The organism is Paraburkholderia sp. J63, from assembly GCF_905220245.1.
Taxonomy (GTDB): domain Bacteria; phylum Pseudomonadota; class Gammaproteobacteria; order Burkholderiales; family Burkholderiaceae; genus Paraburkholderia.
Window position 1 is genome coordinate 61,297 of the sequence record NZ_CAJMZF010000024.1, and the last position, 17,257, is coordinate 78,553.

At 65.7% G+C, this 17,257-nt stretch carries 15 protein-coding genes; 5 read left to right on the plus strand and 10 right to left on the minus strand.

Annotated features, from left to right (window positions below; translation table 11 throughout):
* Positions 1–2 precede the first annotated feature (2 nt).
* From U5775_RS23940 to U5775_RS23950, 3 genes are read right to left on the minus strand one after another with little or no spacing between them, the layout of a single operon-like run.
* Positions 3–2,414: an aerobic carbon-monoxide dehydrogenase large subunit gene (locus U5775_RS23940; RefSeq protein ID WP_322060579.1), complete on the minus strand. Its 2,412-nt coding sequence runs from the start codon at positions 2,412–2,414 to the stop codon at positions 3–5.
* Between the two features lie 18 nt (positions 2,415–2,432).
* A complete protein-coding gene (locus tag U5775_RS23945; protein ID WP_322060580.1) occupies positions 2,433–2,966 on the minus strand; it encodes a (2Fe-2S)-binding protein in 534 nt (177 codons plus the stop codon).
* An 18-nt stretch (positions 2,967–2,984) separates the two neighbouring features.
* Positions 2,985–3,863, minus strand: a complete 879-nt coding sequence (locus U5775_RS23950) for a xanthine dehydrogenase family protein subunit M (protein WP_322060581.1) — start codon at positions 3,861–3,863, stop codon at positions 2,985–2,987.
* Positions 3,864–4,127: 264 nt separating this feature from the next.
* Between U5775_RS23950 and U5775_RS23955 the strand changes: the two genes are divergently transcribed.
* Positions 4,128–4,931 (plus strand): LytTR family DNA-binding domain-containing protein, encoded by an 804-nt coding sequence (locus U5775_RS23955; protein ID WP_322060582.1) that lies wholly within the window; start codon positions 4,128–4,130, stop codon positions 4,929–4,931.
* 33 nt (positions 4,932–4,964) lie between these two features.
* Here the strand turns inward: U5775_RS23955 and U5775_RS23960 are convergent, their stop codons facing one another.
* Entirely contained in the window at positions 4,965–5,633 is a 669-nt protein-coding gene (locus tag U5775_RS23960) for a TetR/AcrR family transcriptional regulator (RefSeq protein WP_322060583.1), read from the minus strand.
* Between the two features lie 221 nt (positions 5,634–5,854).
* Between U5775_RS23960 and U5775_RS23965 the strand changes: the two genes are divergently transcribed.
* Positions 5,855–6,625, plus strand: coding sequence for an alpha/beta hydrolase (locus tag U5775_RS23965; RefSeq protein ID WP_322060584.1), 771 nt, complete (start codon positions 5,855–5,857; stop codon positions 6,623–6,625).
* Between the two features lie 76 nt (positions 6,626–6,701).
* Here U5775_RS23965 and U5775_RS23970 read toward each other — a convergent pair whose 3' ends face one another.
* A complete protein-coding gene (locus U5775_RS23970; RefSeq protein ID WP_322060585.1) occupies positions 6,702–7,604 on the minus strand; it encodes a LysR substrate-binding domain-containing protein in 903 nt (300 codons plus the stop codon).
* Between the two features lie 278 nt (positions 7,605–7,882).
* Here U5775_RS23970 and U5775_RS23975 point away from each other — a divergent pair, with 278 nt between their 5' ends.
* The 3 genes from U5775_RS23975 to U5775_RS23985 all read left to right on the plus strand — a co-directional run bounded on the left by U5775_RS23975 (position 7,883) and on the right by U5775_RS23985 (position 12,158).
* The gene (locus U5775_RS23975; protein ID WP_322060586.1) at positions 7,883–9,223 is read left to right on the plus strand and encodes an MFS transporter; all 1,341 of its coding nucleotides are present in this window, start codon (positions 7,883–7,885) and stop codon (positions 9,221–9,223) included.
* A gap of 74 nt (positions 9,224–9,297) precedes the next feature.
* Positions 9,298–10,758, plus strand: a complete 1,461-nt coding sequence (locus U5775_RS23980; protein ID WP_322060587.1) for an amidase — start codon at positions 9,298–9,300, stop codon at positions 10,756–10,758.
* A 197-nt stretch (positions 10,759–10,955) separates the two neighbouring features.
* Positions 10,956–12,158, plus strand: coding sequence for a porin (locus U5775_RS23985; protein WP_322060588.1), 1,203 nt, complete (start codon positions 10,956–10,958; stop codon positions 12,156–12,158).
* A gap of 21 nt (positions 12,159–12,179) precedes the next feature.
* On the opposite strand, the gene U5775_RS23990 is transcribed toward U5775_RS23985, so the two are convergent.
* From U5775_RS23990 to U5775_RS24010, 5 genes are all read right to left on the minus strand, one after another.
* Entirely contained in the window at positions 12,180–13,640 is a 1,461-nt protein-coding gene (locus U5775_RS23990) for an NAD-dependent succinate-semialdehyde dehydrogenase (protein ID WP_322060589.1), read from the minus strand.
* A gap of 81 nt (positions 13,641–13,721) precedes the next feature.
* Positions 13,722–14,429 carry a GntR family transcriptional regulator gene (locus U5775_RS23995; RefSeq protein WP_322060590.1) on the minus strand — a complete coding sequence of 236 codons (708 nt, stop codon included), beginning with the start codon at positions 14,427–14,429 and terminating at the stop codon, positions 13,722–13,724.
* Positions 14,430–14,440: 11 nt separating this feature from the next.
* Complete coding sequence (locus tag U5775_RS24000) at positions 14,441–15,547, minus strand: ABC transporter ATP-binding protein (RefSeq protein ID WP_322060591.1); 1,107 nt, start codon at positions 15,545–15,547, stop codon at positions 14,441–14,443.
* A gap of 12 nt (positions 15,548–15,559) precedes the next feature.
* On the minus strand, positions 15,560–16,360 hold the full coding sequence (locus tag U5775_RS24005; RefSeq protein WP_322060592.1) for an ABC transporter permease: 801 nt from the start codon (positions 16,358–16,360) through the stop codon (positions 15,560–15,562).
* 1 nt (position 16,361) lies between these two features.
* Positions 16,362–17,246: an ABC transporter permease gene (locus U5775_RS24010; protein WP_322060593.1), complete on the minus strand. Its 885-nt coding sequence runs from the start codon at positions 17,244–17,246 to the stop codon at positions 16,362–16,364.
* Between the last annotated feature and the right edge of the window lie 11 nt (positions 17,247–17,257).

The following is a 17,257-nucleotide window of genomic DNA, read 5'->3' on the forward strand; positions in this document are numbered from 1 at the left end:
ACTCATCCACGCGTCAGGCCAAGCGCCCGGCATTGCTGCCACACGCGGTACGTGTTGTGCGGCATGTCCATGTGCGTGACGCCCAGATGCGCGAACGCATCGACGACCGCCGACGTGAAGCACGGAATCGAGCCCACGTGCGGCGACTCCGCCACGCCCTTCGCGCCAATCGGATGATGCGGCGAAGGCGTGACGGTGAAGTCGGTGTCCCAATGCGGCGTTTCCACGGCGGTCGGCACGAAGTAGTCGAGCAGCGTCGCGCCCAGCAGATTGCCCGACTCGTCATAGGGCATTTGCTGGCCGAGCGCGACCGCGAAGCCTTCGGTCAGGCCGCCATGAATCTGCCCTTCGATGATCATCGGATTGATACGCGTGCCGCAATCGTCGAGCGCATGGAAGCGCCGCACGCGGATTTCGCCCGTGTAGCGGTTCACGTCGAGCACGCACACATAGGCGCCGAACGGAAACGTGAAGTTTGGCGGATCGTAGTAGTCCACGGCTTCGAGGCCCATTTCGAGCCCTTCGGGCACGTTGTTGTACGCGGCCCAGGCCACTTCCTTCACGGTCTTGAACTGGTCCGGCGAGCCCTTGAGCACGAAGCGGTCGAGGTCGAACTCCACGTCGTCGGGGCTCGCTTCGAGCAGATGCGCCGCAATTTTGCGGGCCTTTTCGCGGATCTTGCGCGAGGCGCGCGCCACCGCCGCGCCGGCCACCGGCGTCGAGCGCGAGCCATAGGTGCCAAGGCCGTAGGGCGCCGTGGAAGTGTCGCCCTCCTCGACCGCGATCTGCGAGGCAGGAATGCCGGCCTCGCTCGCGATGATCTGTGCGTAGGTGGTCTGATGCCCCTGCCCCTGCGTGATCGTGCCCATGCGTGCGATGGCCGAGCCGTCCGGATGCACGCGAATCTCGCACGAGTCGAACATGCCCACGCCGAGGATGTCGCACATCTTCGAGGGCCCCGCGCCCACGATCTCCGTGAAGTTCACCACGCCGATGCCCATGAGCCATTCGGCGTTGGGGTCGGCGCGGCGGCGCGCCTGCTCCGCGCGCAGCGCGTCGTAATCGACGGCGGCCAGCACTTTCCTGAGCGCCGTGTCGTAGTCGCCCGAATCGTATTCGAGGCCGAGCGGCGTGGTGTACGGAAACTGGTCCTTGCGGATGAAGTTGCGCAGGCGGATCTCGGCCTTGTCGATGCCGAGCTTCTGCGCGAGCACGTCCACCATCCGCTCGATCAGATAGACGGCCTCGGTCACGCGAAACGAGCATCGATAGGCCACGCCGCCCGGGAATTTATTGGTGTAGACGCCGTCGACCGAAACGAACGCGTTGGGAATTGCATAGGATCCCGTACAGACATGGAACATGCCCGCGGGCCACTTGGTGGGATCGGCGCACGCATCGAAGGCGCCGTGGTCGGCGACCACGTTCACGCGCAATGCCTTGATGCGCCCGTCCTTGTCGGCGGCGAGCTCGCCGGTCATATGGTAGTCGCGCGCGAACGCTGTGCTCGACAGATTCTCACTGCGCGACTCGATCCATTTCACCGGACGGCCGAGCACGATCGACGCGACGATCGACGTCACATAGCCCGGATAGACGCCCACCTTGTTGCCGAAGCCGCCGCCGATATCGGGCGAAATAATGCGGATCTTCGATTCGGGAATCGTGGAGAGCAGCCCCACCACGGTGCGCACGACGTGCGGCGCCTGCGAGGTGATATAGACGGTGAGATCGCCGCGCACCTTGTCGAACGAGGCGACGCAGCCGCAGGTTTCGAGCGGACAGGGATGCACGCGCGGATACAGAATGTCCTGCCTGACCGTGACGTCGGCGCTCTCGAACATGCGATCGGTCTTGTCGCGGTCGCCCATCGTCCACGTGAAGATATGGTTAGGATGCCTGCGCAATCCGTGAGCGCCCGTGTCCTTGTCGCGGATGTCCTCGCGAATCACGGGCGCGTCGGGTTCGAGCGCCCGCTTCGGATCGACCACGGCCGGCAATTCCTCGTACTCGACTTCGACGAGTTCGGCCGCGTCGGCAGCCACGTAGCGGTCGTCGGCCACGACGAACGCCACCTCCTGATTCTGGAAGCAGACTTTCTCGTCGGCGAGCACCGCCTGCACGTCGCCGGCGAGCGTCGGCATCCAGTGCAGCTTGAGCGGTTTGAGGTCCTCTGCCGTGAGCACGGCGTGCACGCCGGGATGCGCGAGCGCGCGCGAGGTGTCGATGCGCTTCACGCGCGCATGCGCATAAGGACTCCGTACCATTACGCCGAACAGCATGCCCGGCATCTTGATGTCGTCGACATAGGTGCCCTTGCCCTGGATGAAGCGCGGATCCTCGCGGCGCTTGCGCGAGCAGCCCATGCCTTCCAGCGCGGCGAGACGTTCGAGATTGGCGTCGAGATTGCCCATGGCCTTGTCTCCCGGCGCTCAATGCGCGGCTGGTGCCGCGCCCGCCTCGATGAGCGGATGCGACGTTTCGACCGTTTCGCCGCGCAGCTTGCGCGCCGCGTACTGCACGGCCTTCACGATGTTCTGATAGCCCGTGCAACGGCACAGGTTGCCCGCCATCCAGTAGCGGATCTCGGCTTCGCTCGGGTCCGGGTTTTCCTGCAGCAGCCGCCACGCGCGCATCAGCATGCCCGGCGTGCAGAAGCCGCACTGCAAGCCGTGCTCCTCCATGAAGCCTTCCTGCAGCGCGTGCAGTACGCCGCCTTCGGCGAGGCCTTCGACCGTGCGCACGTCGGCGCCCTGGGCCTGAACCGTGAGCAGCGTGCACGACTTCACGGACATGCCGTTGAAATCCACCGTGCAGGCGCCGCAATGCGACGTCTCGCAGCCGATGTGCGGCCCGGTGTGCTGGCATTTCTCGCGCAAGGTGTGAATCAGCAATTCGCGCGGCTCGACGACAACGTCCACTTCGCTGCCGTTGAGCTTGAACGACACCATCGTTTTGCTGGCCATCGTGTGCTCTCCCTCGATTTAGGGCTGTACGGGGTTCATGGCCCGTTCGTATGCGGTATCTAGCGCGCGGCGCGTCATCTCGCCCGCCATCGCGCGCTTGTAGTCGGCGTCGCCGCGCAGATCCGCCACCGGCGCGCAGGCCGCCATCGCGAGCCGCGCCGCTTCGTCGAGCGCGTGCGCGCCGAACGGCTGGCCCAGCAGCGCCTGCTCGGCGTCCACCGCGCGGATCACCGTGTCGCCGACATTCGTCAGCGCAATGCGCACGTGCTCGATATTGCCGCCCGCGAGGCGCAATGTGACGGCCGCCGCCGCGGTCGCGAAGTCGCCGGTCTTGCGCTTGAGCTTCGCGTAGCAGTAGCCGGTGCCCGGCGGCGGCAAAGGAATGCGCACGCCGGTCATGATCTCGCCCGGATCCAGCAGGGTCGCGTAAGTGCCGACGAAAAAGCCGTCCGCGGGCACCACGCGCTCGCCCGCCGGACCCTGGAGCACGAACGACGCGTCGAGCGCGATCATGAGCGCGGGGTGATCGTTGCCGGGGTCGCCATGCGAAAGATCGCCGCCGAGCGTGCCCCGGTAGCGCACCTGCGGATCGGCGATCTGGCGCGCGCCCTCGACGAGCAGCGGACAGCGCGCCCGCAGCAGCGTGGACCAGATCAGCTCGTTCTCGGTGGTCATCGCGCCGATCCACAGCGCGCCGCCTTCCTCGCGAATGCCCTTGAGCTCGGCGAGCCGCCCGAGATCGATCAGATGATCGGGCTGCGCGAAACGCAGCTTCATCATCGGCAGCAGGCTGTGGCCGCCCGCGAGCAGCCTGGCCGCCTCGCCGTGCTGGCCGAGCAGCGCGAGCGCCTCGGGCAAGCTGTCCGGCGCGTGGTATTCGAACGGTCGTGGAATCACAATTGTCTCCTCCCGTGGGCCGACGCCCGAGCGCACGCTTTGGCCCCAACCGGTCCCACGCGTGCCTGCGCTCGAGATCCCTTTATGGGTCAGGATTTCACAATGCAACGCAGCAATTCAACGCCAATTCGTGAACAGCGGCCTGGCTGCGCGGGCTGCGGCGAAACTTGCGTGAAATGGGTAAAGGACATACAAAGGAGACACCATCGCCGGCGTCGCGCAAGACGCGCACCGCTGCGGGCGCATCGGGGAGGAGAGCGCTGAATGAAACCGTTCGAACACGCCACGCCGGCCACCGACTCGCGCCGCGCCGAGACCTTTCAGCACCGCCTGGAGCAGTTCAATCCGGGCGTGGTGTGGCTGGACAAGCAGGGGCGCGTCAGCGCGTTCAACGACGTCGCGCTGCAGATCCTCGGGCCGGCCGGCGAGCAGTCGCTGGGCGTGGCGCAGAACAAGCTGATCGGCATCGACGTCGTGCAGCTACACCCCGCGAAAAGCCGCGACAAGCTGCGCTTCTTGTTGCAGTCGAACGACGCCGGGGGCTGCCCGGTCAAGTCGCCGCCGCCGGTCGCGATGATGATCAACATTCCGGACCGGATTCTCATGATCAAAGTGTCGAGCATGACCGACATGGCCGGCGCGTGCGGCACCTGCATGATTTTCTACGACCTCACCGATCTCACGACCGAGCCTTCGTCGGAGTCGCTGGCCGGCACGCCGGGGCCGCCGCGGCGGCTCTTCAAGATCCCCGTCTACCGCAAGAACCGCGTGATCCTGATCGATCTGAAAGACGTCGTGCGCCTGCAGGGCGACGGCCATTACACGACGATCGTCACGAAGGACGACCGCTATCTCTCGAACCTCTCGCTCTCCGACCTCGAGCTGCGGCTCGACAGCAGCATCTTCCTGCGCGTGCATCGGAGCCATATCGTGAGCCTGCCGTACGCGGTCGAGCTCGTCAAAGCCGACGACAGCGTGAACCTCGTGATGGACGACGTCGAGCGCAGCGTGGTGCCGGTGAGCCGGTCGCGCACGGCGCAGTTGAAGGAATGGCTCGGCGTGGTTTGAGGGCCGGGGCGTGCCCGGCCCGGCACGCCGTCATCATGCCGATGCGCGGCGCCGGCGGGGTGCGGGTGTGCTGCCTGTGGTGCGCGGCGTCCGTTTAGGAGTGCTCGTCGTGCGTTTAGGCGCCTTGACGAGCCGCTTTATCGCCTCCTCCGTGACACTCTTGAAGATCCCCGCGTCGCCGAAGGCACGCGCCGCGAGCATCGCCCCGTAAATCACCGAAACGAGGCTTGCCGTTTCGGTCTCCACAGGCGAGCCCAACTGGATCAACTTCTCTTTCGCGGCCGATTCGAGCAAGGGTTCGAGCCACGCCGCCAGGTTCTCGAAGTGCGCCCTCACCTCCTGCGCCACTTCGTCGGGCAATGCCGGAAGCTCCGCGCCGAGCATGCCCGCGACGCAGAACGGCGCGCTATCGTCGGCGATACAACGCTCCCAGTGATCGACATAGGCGCGCAACTGCGCGAGGCCATCGGCACCGTGGGCCTGAAGCGCCGCCATGTCCGCGTCGAACCGCTCGCGCTGCTCCCTGACCACGGCAATCGCCAGCTCGGCCTTGGACGGGAAGTGATGGTGGATGCTCGCCTTGCGTATGTCGATCGCCTCGGCAATATCCGCGTAGCTGAACCCGCTATAGCCGCGCCGCATGATCAATTGCCGTCCGGCTTCGAGAATCCGGGCAGCCGTTACTTCTCCAGTCGCTGTCAATTTGCCTACCATCTAGTCGGGTGAATGCCTCCCTAGTCTACAGGGACACGCACCTCGCCGCATCCCCGTCGCGCAGGCCCTATCGCCGTCATTGAGAAAATCTTTTTGCGCTTCAGCCATCCTACTAGTAGGATGATTTCATCGGCGAACAACACAAAGTGCAGCGTTCTCCGGTCATCTAACATCGAATAGCGTTCATTCCACTTTTTTGGAGCAAGAAAATGAAGGTTACCTCAACCCTGCGCAGCGTAGCCGCTGCCGTTGCCCTCTCCGCCGCCGTCCTGGGCGCGCAGGCCGCCGTGGCGGCGCCGGTCAAGAACATCGTGCTGGTGCACGGCTATTTCGCCGACGGCTCGGGCTGGCAGCCGGTGGCAAAGATCCTCACGCGTGACGGCTACCACGTCTCGGTCGTGCAGGAGCCGGAAACCTCGTTCGAGGACGACGTGAAGGCGACCACGCGCGTGATCGACGCGCAACAGGGGCCGAGCATACTCGTGGGTCACAGCTACGGCGGCGCGGTCGTGACCGAGGCCGGCAACGACGACAAGGTCGCGGGCCTCGTCTACGTGGCCGCGTTCCAGCCCGATACCGGCGAAACGCCGCTCGACCTCACGAAGAAAATGCCGCCCGCCACCAAGGCGATCAAGCAGACCGCCGACGGCCACCTCTATATCGACCCAGCCAACTTCCACGAAGATTTCGCCGCCGACCTGCCCGCCGCCGAAACCGGCTTCATGGCCATTTCGCAGGTGATGCCCGCCGCGCAATCGTTCGGCACGCCGATCACGCATGCCGCGTGGCGAACCAAGCCGAGCTGGGCTGTGGTGGCGACTTCGGACCGCGCGATCAATCCCGATCTGGAGCGCTTCATGACCCAGCGCGCGGGCAGCAAGACGGTCGAGATCAATTCGAGTCACGTGGCCTATATGTCCCACCCGGCCGCTGTCGCGAAGCTGATCGAGCAAGCCGCGACGCAGTCCGACAAGCAATGACGAAGCGAGACGCGCCGCCGCATGGCGGAGCGTGTCGTTGGTATGCGTGCAGCCGTTAAACCGAAGGATGCCTAAACTAAAACAGCTGCACGGAAGCCACCGCCTCCGCGAAGCAGTCGATCAGATAATCGCAGGCCGCCGTGTTGAGCGCATCGCGCCGCGAGATGATGCCCACCGAAACGCGCGGCAAGCGCTCCTGCACCGGCAACGCAATCACGCGGTCGTTGAACCACGCCGATTCGAGAAAGCTCCTCGGGCAGCACGACAGCAGATCGCTGTTGAACGACAGCGAAAAGCTCGCGCTAAACGAGCTGCATTCGATCACCACGCGCGGCGCCGCGGCGCCCACGCTCACGAAATGGTCCTGCAATACGCGCCCGATGCTCTCCGGCGTCGTGTTCAGCATCCACTCGGCGCCGGCCAGCTCGAAGATGGACTGCGCATTCGCGAGCGGATGTTCCTTGCGCGCCGAGATGATGAGATCGGCTTCGAGCAGCGGCCGAAACTGGAATTCGCCGGCGATCTTCGCGTCGTCGACGATCGCGATGGCGAAGTCGAGCGTGCCGTCGCGCACGCCCGCCACCGCTTGCGTGAGAAACCCTTCCTGCACCGAGAGACGTGTCTTCGACATGCGCTGCCTGAATGTGCGGATGGCGCGCGGCAGGTATTTGAGCGACACCAGCGGCGTGACCGCGCACGACACCACGCCGCCCTCCATGCCCGATAGCCGGTAGACGTCCTCACGCGCGTGCTGCATCTCCGCGAGGATCAGCTTCGCGCGCGCGTAAATGGCCCGGCCGAATTGCGTGAGCTGTGCGCCCCGCGCGCTGCGCGCGACGAGCGGGACGCCGAGATCCTGCTCGAATTCGCGGATGGCTTTCGTGAGTGCCGGCTGCGAGAGGCAGAGCGTCTTCGCGGCGGCCCGCAGGCTGCCGTGCTCGGCAATCGCAACGAGTGCGCGTAGCTGATTGTGTTTCAAGGCGAGACCCCGCGTTCGACGTCTGGTGGTGGCCGGGCGATGCTACATCGGGTGAACCCGCATGACCATGGGGCCTAGCCCGTATCGACGCGCTTGGCGCGCGCCCTGCGATAACCCGGTGTTATCACAATAAGAAAAAGCAAATCGGTGGCTTTATTTTGTCTCCCTAGACTCTTCCTGTCGTAAAGCACACACCTCACCGGGGCTCGCGACATCAGCGGCATTAGCGACGTAGCGCCGTTCGGACGAACGTTTCACTCAAGACAGGGATGCCGTTCATGAAGTCAACGTCAATCAGCAGCGCCGCAGCGGGTGCGCCCGCCACGCTTGCGGCGCCCCAGGCCATCTCGACGCGCGGCCTGATCGTCGCCACGACGATCGGCAATGCTTTCGAATTCTTCGATCTCACCGTCTACAGTTTCTTTGCCGTGCTGCTCGGCAAGCTGTTCTTCCCGCTCGCCTCGGCGCAGCAGCAATTGCTGCTTTCCGTGGGCACGTTCGGCGTGGGCTTTGTCGCGCGACCTTTGGGCGGCGTGATGTTCGGCCTCATCGCGGACCGCTTCGGGCGCGTGGCCGCGATGAACATGACGCTGCTCACGATGGCGCTCGGCACCGCCATGATCGGCCTCACGCCCACCTATGCGAGCATCGGCCTCGCGGCGCCCATTCTGGTTCTGATCGCGCGGCTGTTGCAGGGCTTTTCCGCGGGCGGCGAAGTGGGCGTCGCCACCACGCTGCTCGCCGAGCGCGCGAGCGCGAACCGGCGCGGCTTCATCACGAGCTGGCAGTTCGCGAGCCAGGGCGCGGCGGCGCTGGCGGGCTCGTTCGTCGGCTTTCTGCTGGCGCACTTTCTCGACAAGGCCTCGCTCGAAAGCTGGGGCTGGCGCCTGCCGTTCCTCGCGGGCGTGCTGATCGCGCCGCTGGGCCTCTATCTGCGCTCGCGCATCGGCGAGGAGGAATCGAGCGCCAGCGAGCATGCGCAGGGCGGGCACGGTGGGCACAAGCAGCAGCACGGCGTGCTGCGCACCGTCGTCACGCGCGACGCCATGCAACTGCTCTTCGCGCTCATGCTCGTGATCGGCGGGACCTCGGCGCACTTCATCGTGCTCTATTACATGTCCACCTATGCGATCAAGGTCCTGCATCTGCCGATGGACACCGCGATGTGGTGCGGCATTCTCTCGGGCGCGGTGATGCTCGTGGTCTCGCCCATCGGCGGCATCTGGTCGGACCGCTTCGGCCGCAAGCGCGTGACCGGCTACTCGCGCGCCGCGCTGACGCTCTTGATCCTGCCGGGGTTCATCGCGATCGGTCATGCGAGCTCGGTCGCGACGCTCTATCTCGTCGTCTGCGCACTCGCGGCGCTCCACTCGATCAACGCGGGCGCCACGGGCCCGATGCTCCCCGAGCTGTTTCCGCGCAGCACGCGCGCCACGGGACTTTCGCTGTCCTATGCAGCGGGCGTGTCGATTTTCGGCGGTTTCGCGCAATTTTTCGTGACCTGGCTGATCGGCGCTACCGGCAATGCGAATGCGCCCGCATGGTACGTGATCGTATGCGGCGTGATTTCGCTGATCCCGCTCGCCTTTATCGTCGATCGCACGCGCGAAGAAATCTAGTTGCCAGAGCAACGAATTAGCGCGCCTGCTGATTCGCTTCGCTCCCATATAACCTTAGAGACAAACGATCCACCATGTACGATACGTCACCGGTTTTTCCCACCCCCAATTCCATCGATTCGTTATGCGAAGCTTCCGCGACGACGCTGCTGGAGATGCAGCGCAAGCGCGAAATCAGCGCCACCGAGATCCTGGACGCCCACCTCGCCCGCATCGAGGCCGTCAATCCGCGCGTCAACGCGCTCGTCACGCTCGGCGACCCTGAAGCCCTGCGCGCCCGCGCGCAAGCGATCGACGCGCGCTGGGCGCAGGGCGAATGGCAAGGCCCGCTGCATGGGCTGCCCGTTTCGCAGAAAGACCTGACCGCCACGCGCGGCGTGCGCACCACGTTCGGCTCGAAGGCGTTCGAGCACCACGTCCCCGAGCACAGCGCGCTGATCGTCCGGCGCTGCGATGCGGCGGGCGCGCTCATGATCGGCAAATCGAATACGCCCGAATTCGGCGCGGGCTCGCATACGTTCAACGAGGTGTTCGGCATGACGCGCAACCCGTGGGACCTCAGCAAGTCCGCGGGCGGCAGCAGCGGCGGCGCAGCCGCGTCCGTCGTGTGCGGCATGAATCCGCTCGCCTGCGGCAGCGACATGGGCGGCTCGCTGCGCAATCCCGCGGCGTGGAACGGCGTCGTGGGCCTGCGCCCGTCGCCGGGACGCGTGCCGCGCGCACCCGATCTCAACGCATGGGCCACGCTCGGCGTGGACGGCCCGATGGCGCGCAACGTCGAGGACGCCGCGCTGTTGCTGAGCGCGATCGCGGGCCCGAGCGGACCGAACTACGAGAGCGCCACCGAACTCGGCGAGCCGGGCGCGACGTTCGCCCGCCCGTTGCAACGCGATTTCCGCGGCGTGCGCGTGGCTTTTTCCGCGGGTCTCCCCGGGGTGCCCGTCGACCCCGATATCCAGCGCACCGTGCAGGACCAGGCGCGCGTGTTCGAGTCGCTCGGCTGCGAGGTCGTGTTCGCCGACCCCGATCTCGCCGATGCCGAGGACGTGTTCAGAGTCGAGCGCGCGTGGATGATCGGCACGCTCGTGGAGCAGCTAGACGCACGCAGCCAGGCGCTGCTCAAGCCCGAGATCACGGACGAAAGCCGGCTGCACCGCTCGCTGAGCGCCGCCGACATCGGCCGGATGTTCGTGCGCAAGACCGCGCTATTCCAGCGCATGCGCGAGTTCATGGACGCGCATCCGTTCTACGTGCTGCCCACCACGCAAATCCTGCCCTTCGACGCCGACCTGCGCTGGCCCGCCTCGTACCTGGGGCAGTCCTGTACGACCTATATCGACTGGATGCGCAGCTGCTGGTATCTGTCCTCGACCGAATCGCCGGTGCTCTCCGTGCCCTGCGGCTTCAGCGCCACGGGGCTGCCCATTGGCATGCAGATCGCCGGCCGCTTCCGCGACGACTGGGGCGTCCTGCAACTGGGCCATGCCTACGAGAAGGCGGCCGCGCATCGCCCCGCGCGGCCGCCCGTCGTGTGACATAGCCGCTTGTCCCGGCTCGTTGCCGCTCGCTTGCCTCTCTGCTTGCGGCCACGCCGATATTTAACGCCGATATTTAACGCCGATATTTAACGCCGATACCGCCGGCGGCCCTCATACGGCCGCCAGGCCTCTTGCGCGCCCGCGCCACGCGGTGCGCCCTCGCTTGTGCAACTCCAACCTGAGCGTCAGACCACATGAAAAAAGCGCTACTTGCAGTTTGTGCCGCCGCGGCCGCGCCCGCCTGCGTGCACGCACAAAGCTCCGTCACGCTGTACGGGATCATCGACGAGGGCATCAGCTATTTCAGCAACGCGGCCACGGCCAATCCCGGCGGCGGCGTATCGGGCCATAGCGCCGTGCGTCTGTTGAGCGGCGTGATGCAGCAAAGCCGCTGGGGGCTGCGCGGCGCCGAAGACCTGGGCGGCGGCTACAAGACGATCTTCGTGCTCGAGAACGGCTTCGACGCGAGCACCGGCAAGCTCGGCCAGGGCGGCTTGCTGTTCGGCAAGAAGGCCTACGTGGGCATTGCTTCGCCGTACGGAACAATCACGGTGGGCCGCCAGTACGACACCAACGTCGACATTCTCGGCACCATGGAAGCGGGCGGCCAGTGGGGCGGCTATATGGTCGCGCATCCGGGCGACCTCGATAACATCAACAACACCAACTCGACCAACAACGCCATCAAGTTCACGAGCAACACGTATGCGGGCTTCACGGTCGAGGGCATGTTCAGCCCCGGCGGCGTCGCGGGCGACTTCGCGCGCAACCGCATCTGGTCGGTGACGGCGGGCTACACGGGCGGCTCGCTTGCGCTCGGCGCCGGCTATCTGGATGTCGAGAACCCCAATACCTCGTTCTTCGGCAGCACCGGCAGCCCGGCGCCCGTCGCCGGCGGCGTGCCGGGCAGCAATATGGTTTCGCCGATCTACTCGGGCTACGCGTCCGCGAAATCGATGAGCGTGATCGATGCGGCCGCCGCTTATACGCTGGGATCGGGGACGCTGGGCGTCGTCTATTCGAATACGCGCTTTCGCGATCTCGGCGATCTGTCCTCGGGTCCCAACCCGCGCGGCCTGAACGGCACAGCCGCGTTCAACAACGTCGAAGTCAATTTCCGCTATCAGTTCACGCCCTCGCTGCTCTGGGGCGCCGCGTACGACTATACGCGGGCCGGCCCGGTGGGCGGAGAAGAGGGTGCGTCGTACAACCAGTTCGCAACGGGGCTCGACTACCTGCTCTCGAAGCGCACCGACGTCTACCTGATCGGGGTCTATCAGAAGGCGTCGGGCATCGACTCGACCGGCCATGCCGCGGTGGCGGCCATCAACGGGCCCTCGGCATCGGCCGACGACAAGCAGGCCGTCATTCGCGTGGGCCTGCGGCACAAGTTCTGAGCGTTACTGCCCAGCCATTCGTCAAACCGCCATGCAGAGGTATTTGATGACGAGGTAATCATCCATTCCGTAGTGCGAACCTTCTCGGCCCAAGCCCGACTGCTTCACGCCGCCAAACGGGGCGACCTCGTTCGAAATGAGGCCCGTATTGATGCCCACCATGCCGTATTCGAGCTGCTCCGCCACGCGCCAGATGCGCCCGATGTCGCGGCTATAGAAATACGCGGCGAGGCCGAACTCCGTGTCGTTGGCGAACTTCACCACTTCCTCGTCGCTAGAGAAGCGGAATAGCGGCGCGAGCGGGCCGAACGTTTCTTCTCTCGCGACATCCATTTGCGCGGTCACATTGGCGAGCACCGTGGGTTCGAAAAAACCGCGCCCGAGCGCGTGACGCTTGCCGCCGGCGACGAGCGTCGCGCCTTTGTCGAGCGCGTCCGCGATATGCGATTCCACCTTGTTGACCGCGGCTTCATTGATGAGCGGACCCAGCGTCACGCCGCGCTCGGTGCCGTGCCCGACCTTGAGTTCTGCGACGGCGGCGGCCAGCTTCGCGGCGAACGCATCATAAACGCGCTCTTGGACATAGAAGCGATTGGTGCAGACACAGGTCTGCCCGTTGTTGCGAAACTTCGAGGCGATGGCCCCTTCCACCGCGGCGTCCAGATCGGCATCGTCGAACACGATGAAGGGCGCGTTGCCGCCGAGTTCGAGCGTCACCTTCTTCACCGTGGGCGCGCTTTGCGCCATCAGCAAGCGGCCCACCGCCGTGGAGCCCGTGAACGAGAGCTTGCGCACCACGGGGCTGCTCGTCATGGCGTGCCCGATCGCCCTGGGCTCGCCGGTCACGATGTTGAGCACGCCCCTGGGCACGCCGGCGCGCTCGGCCAGCACCGCGAGCGCGAGCGCCGAAAACGGCGTGGCTTCGGCGGGCTTCACGACGATGGGGCAACCCGCCGCGAGCGCGGGACCCACCTTGCGGGTAATCATCGCGTTGGGGAAATTCCACGGCGTGATTGCCGCGCATACGCCCACGGGCTCCTTGATCACCACGAGGCGCTTGTCCGATGCCGGCGTGGCGAGCGTGTCGCCTGCCGCGCGCTTGCCCTCTTCCGCGAACCATTCGATGAACGACGCGCCATAAACGATTTCGCCTTTCGCCTCGGCAAGCGGCTTGCCCTGCTCGGCCGTGAGGATCAGCGCGAGATCGTCGGCGTTTTCGATCATGAGCTCATACCAGCGGCGCAACACGACTGCGCGCTCCTTTGCCGTGCGGGCCCGCCATGCGGGCCAAGCCACATTGGCCGCGTCGATCGCGCGCGCGGTTTCGGCCTCGCCCATCAAAGGCACGCTGCCCAGCGTGGCGCCCGTTGCCGGGTCGAGCACGTCGAAACTCGCGCCCGAGTCGGCCGGGCACCATTGCCCATCGATAAATGCCTGATGGCGCAAGAGCGCCGCGTCCTTCAACAGCGATTTCAAATCCACGATGGTTCCTCGATGGGGAAAAATGCAGCAGTACGGCCCGAACCTGGCTCGGGCCGTATTGCGTGATGATTGATGGGTTCGTTACCCGGCCCGGCGCCACAAAGCGTTCTCGTGCCCCTGGGCCAGCAGCTTGCGCGCGATCTCGGCCACGCGGTCGACGTGCGCGATCGCCGCCTCGCGTGCAGCAGCGCCGTTTCCGGCCTCGATGTCGGCGAGGATCCGGCGCATCTCGGCGACGGCCTGGCGCCCGCGATCGTCGGAAGCGATCGTCAGCGCTCGCAGGCGGTTGATCCGCGCGGTCAGCGACTGCACGATCTCCCACGCCACATGCTTTTTCCCGCCGATGAACATGCGTTCATAGAATGCCGAGGTCAGCGCCCTCACCGCCTGATAATCCTGGGCGTCGAAAGCGTGCTGAATCTCGTCGATATAGGCCGCCAGTTCCGTGACGATCTGCTCGTCCGCGTGCTGCGCGCAGGCCATCGCGGCCTCGCCTTCCAGCAGCGCGCGTATTTCGTAGATCTCCGCGGCCGTCTCGAAGGCGAGCACGGCCACAATCGGCCCCTGGTTCGGGATCGAATCGACGAGCCCTTCCGTTTCCAGATGCCGCAAGACCTCGCGCACGACGGTGCGGCTCACGCCAAGTATCTCGCAGAGCGAGCGCTCGACCAGCCGCTCGCCCGGATGAAAATGCGCCTCCAGGATCGCCGTGCGCATCTTCTCCAGCGCGAGCTCGCGCAGCGTGGCCTTGGGGCGCTGGACCTTCAGCGAGGGGAATGCGTTACTCATGACCGTCGCCCTCAGGCTTGAGCGAAGAGGCGCACGTCGCGCGCATCCCAGTCGACGAGCGCCTGCGCGCCGATCGCAAGGCCGCCCCCGTGGCGATGCGCGGCCGGCATGCGAATCGAGATCTCCTGCTGCCACGGCGTCGCCACGGCGTAGTGCATCGCGTCGCCGAGGTAGGTCACGTCGCGCACGGTCACGGGCAGGCCGCCTGCACCGGAGGCAACCGACGCGCCGCTCGCGCCTTGCAGCGAGCTCAGGCGCATCTGCTCCGGACGTATCATCAGCGTGCCGTCGTCGCCGGCGGCAAGCGCAGGGTTGAAGGAGTCCGAAGCAATTTCCAGCCCGTTGGGAAATACGCCATTCATGCGGCCGTCGCTGTTCTTCGTCACCCTCACCGGCAGGAAATTCGAATTGCCGATGAAGCTCGCGACAAAGCGCGAGGCCGGGTTCGCGTAGAGTTCCTCGCCGGTGCCGACCTGCTCGATGCAGCCTTTGTTGAACACGGCGATGCGGTCCGAAAGACGCAGCGCTTCTTCCTGATCGTGCGTGACATAGAGGATCGTCACGCCCGTCTCCTGATGAATGCGGCGCAATTCGAGCTGGATTTCCTCGCGCAGCTTCTTGTCGAGCGCCGAGAGCGGCTCGTCCATCAGCAGCACGGGCGGATCGTAGGCAAGCGCGCGCGCAATGGCGACGCGCTGCTGCTGCCCGCCCGAGAGTTGCGCGGGCATGCGGTCGCGGCACTCGGACAGATGCACGAGCTTGAGCATCTGCTCCACTTTCGCCTTGATTTCGGCTTCGGGACGGCGGCGCACGCGCAGCGGGAACGCCACGTTCTCGCCCACGCTCAGATGCGGAAACAGCGTATAGCGCTGAAACACCATGCCGATGTTGCGCTTGTTCGGCGTGACCGCGAGCAGCGGCTTGCCGTCGAGCAGCACGCGCCCGTCGGTCGGCTCCTGAAAGCCCGCGACGATATAGAGCGTGGTGCTCTTGCCCGAACCCGAGGGCCCGAGGAAAGTCATGAACTCGCCCTTGCGCACGTCGAGCGAAACATGGTCGATGGCGACCACGTCGTCGTAGGTCTTGCGCAGGCGCTGGATTTGCAGGAATGCAGTCATGGCGTGTTTACCTCAGTTAGCGCGTGCGCGGCGCACCACGGCGCCCGCCAGCATCAATACGGTCGTCAGTCCGACGAGCAGCGAAGACGCCGCCGCCACCACGGGCGTCAGGTCCTGCCGCAGCGTCGCCCAGATACGCACGGGCAGCGTTTGCAGCGTCGGGCTCGACATGAAGATCGACACCACCACTTCGTCCCACGACGCGAGGAACGCGAAGATCGCGGCCGCGAAGAGGCCCAGCCGGATCGCGGGCAATGTGACGCGCAGCTTCACCGTGAGCGGCGACGCGCCACAGATGAGCGCCGCGTCTTCGAGCGCCGTGTCGAAGCTCACGAGCGAGTTGCTGATCGAAATGATCGAGAACGGCAACGCAATGATCAAATGGCCGATCACGAAGCCCGTCATCGTGCCGTTCAGGCCGATGCGCAGAAAGAACGCATAGAGCGCGACCGCGAGCACGACCACGGGCAGCACCATCGGCGTGAGGAAGAAGCCGCGCACCGCCTCGCGGCCGCGAAACTTGCCGCGCACGAGCGCAAGCGAAGCGAGAAAGCCGATCGCGACCGAAAGCGCCGTGACGATCACCGCGAGCTTCGCGCTCGTGAGCAGCGAATCGATCCAGCCGGGGTCGGTGAAAAGCTGCCGATACCATTCGAGCGTCCAGCCCGGCGGCGGAAAGATCAGCCACTGCGAATCGCCGAACGAGAGCGCGACGATGAAGAAGATCGGCAGCAGGAGAAACAGCGAGACGGCCGCGCCCACGGCCACCAGAATCCAGCGCAGCGCGCCCAGGCGATCGAAATCGAGCAACATGTCAGCGGCCTCCCGTAGCGGCGCGCGCACTGCTCGTGAAGCGCAGTTGCAACGCGTAGAGCGCGAGCGTCACGGCGAGCAGCACGAATGCCGCCGCGCCTGCAAGGCCCCAGTTCAGCAGTTCCTGCACGAGCTGCGCGATGAGCTCGGCGAGCATCATGTAGGACGGACCGCCGAGCAGCGCGGGCGTGACGAAGTAGCCCAGCGCCATCACGAACACCATCAGCGCGCCCGAGGCCACGCCCGGCATCGCGAGCGGCACGAGAATGCGCCAGAACGCCTGCCAGCGGCTCGCGCCGCAGACGGCGGCGGCGCGCAGCGTCGACGGGTCGATGCTGCGCAGCGTGGCGTGCAGCGGCATCACGAGGAACGGCAACATAATGTAGGTCATGCCGATCGTCACGCCGGTGAGGTTGTTCACGAGCGAGAGCGGCTCGTGAATCACGCCGATCGCCATCAGCGCGCGGTTGATCGGGCCGGTCTCCTGGAGGAGCACCATCCACGCGAAGGTCCGCGCGAGCAGGTTGGTCCACATCGAGAGCAGCAGGATCGCGAACAGCACCGAGCTGAGCTTGCGCGGCGCGATGGCGAGCAACCAGGCCATCGGAAAGCCCACGAGCAGCGTGACGAGCGTCACGACCGTCGCCACGAGGAACGTGTTGCCGAACACGCGCAGATAGGTGGTCGAGCCGAGCAGTTGCTGGTAGTTATGCAGGCCCGGCGTCGGATCGAGCACGCTGCGCAGCAGCAGCGAGAGCACCGGCAGCAGGAAAAAGATCACGAGCAGCAGCATGGCCGGCGTCAGCAGCCGGATGCTGCGCCAGTCGCGCCGCTTGCGCGCGGCCGTCGCGGGCGGGTGCGCGACGGTACTCAATACGTTGGGCATGATGTCTCCTG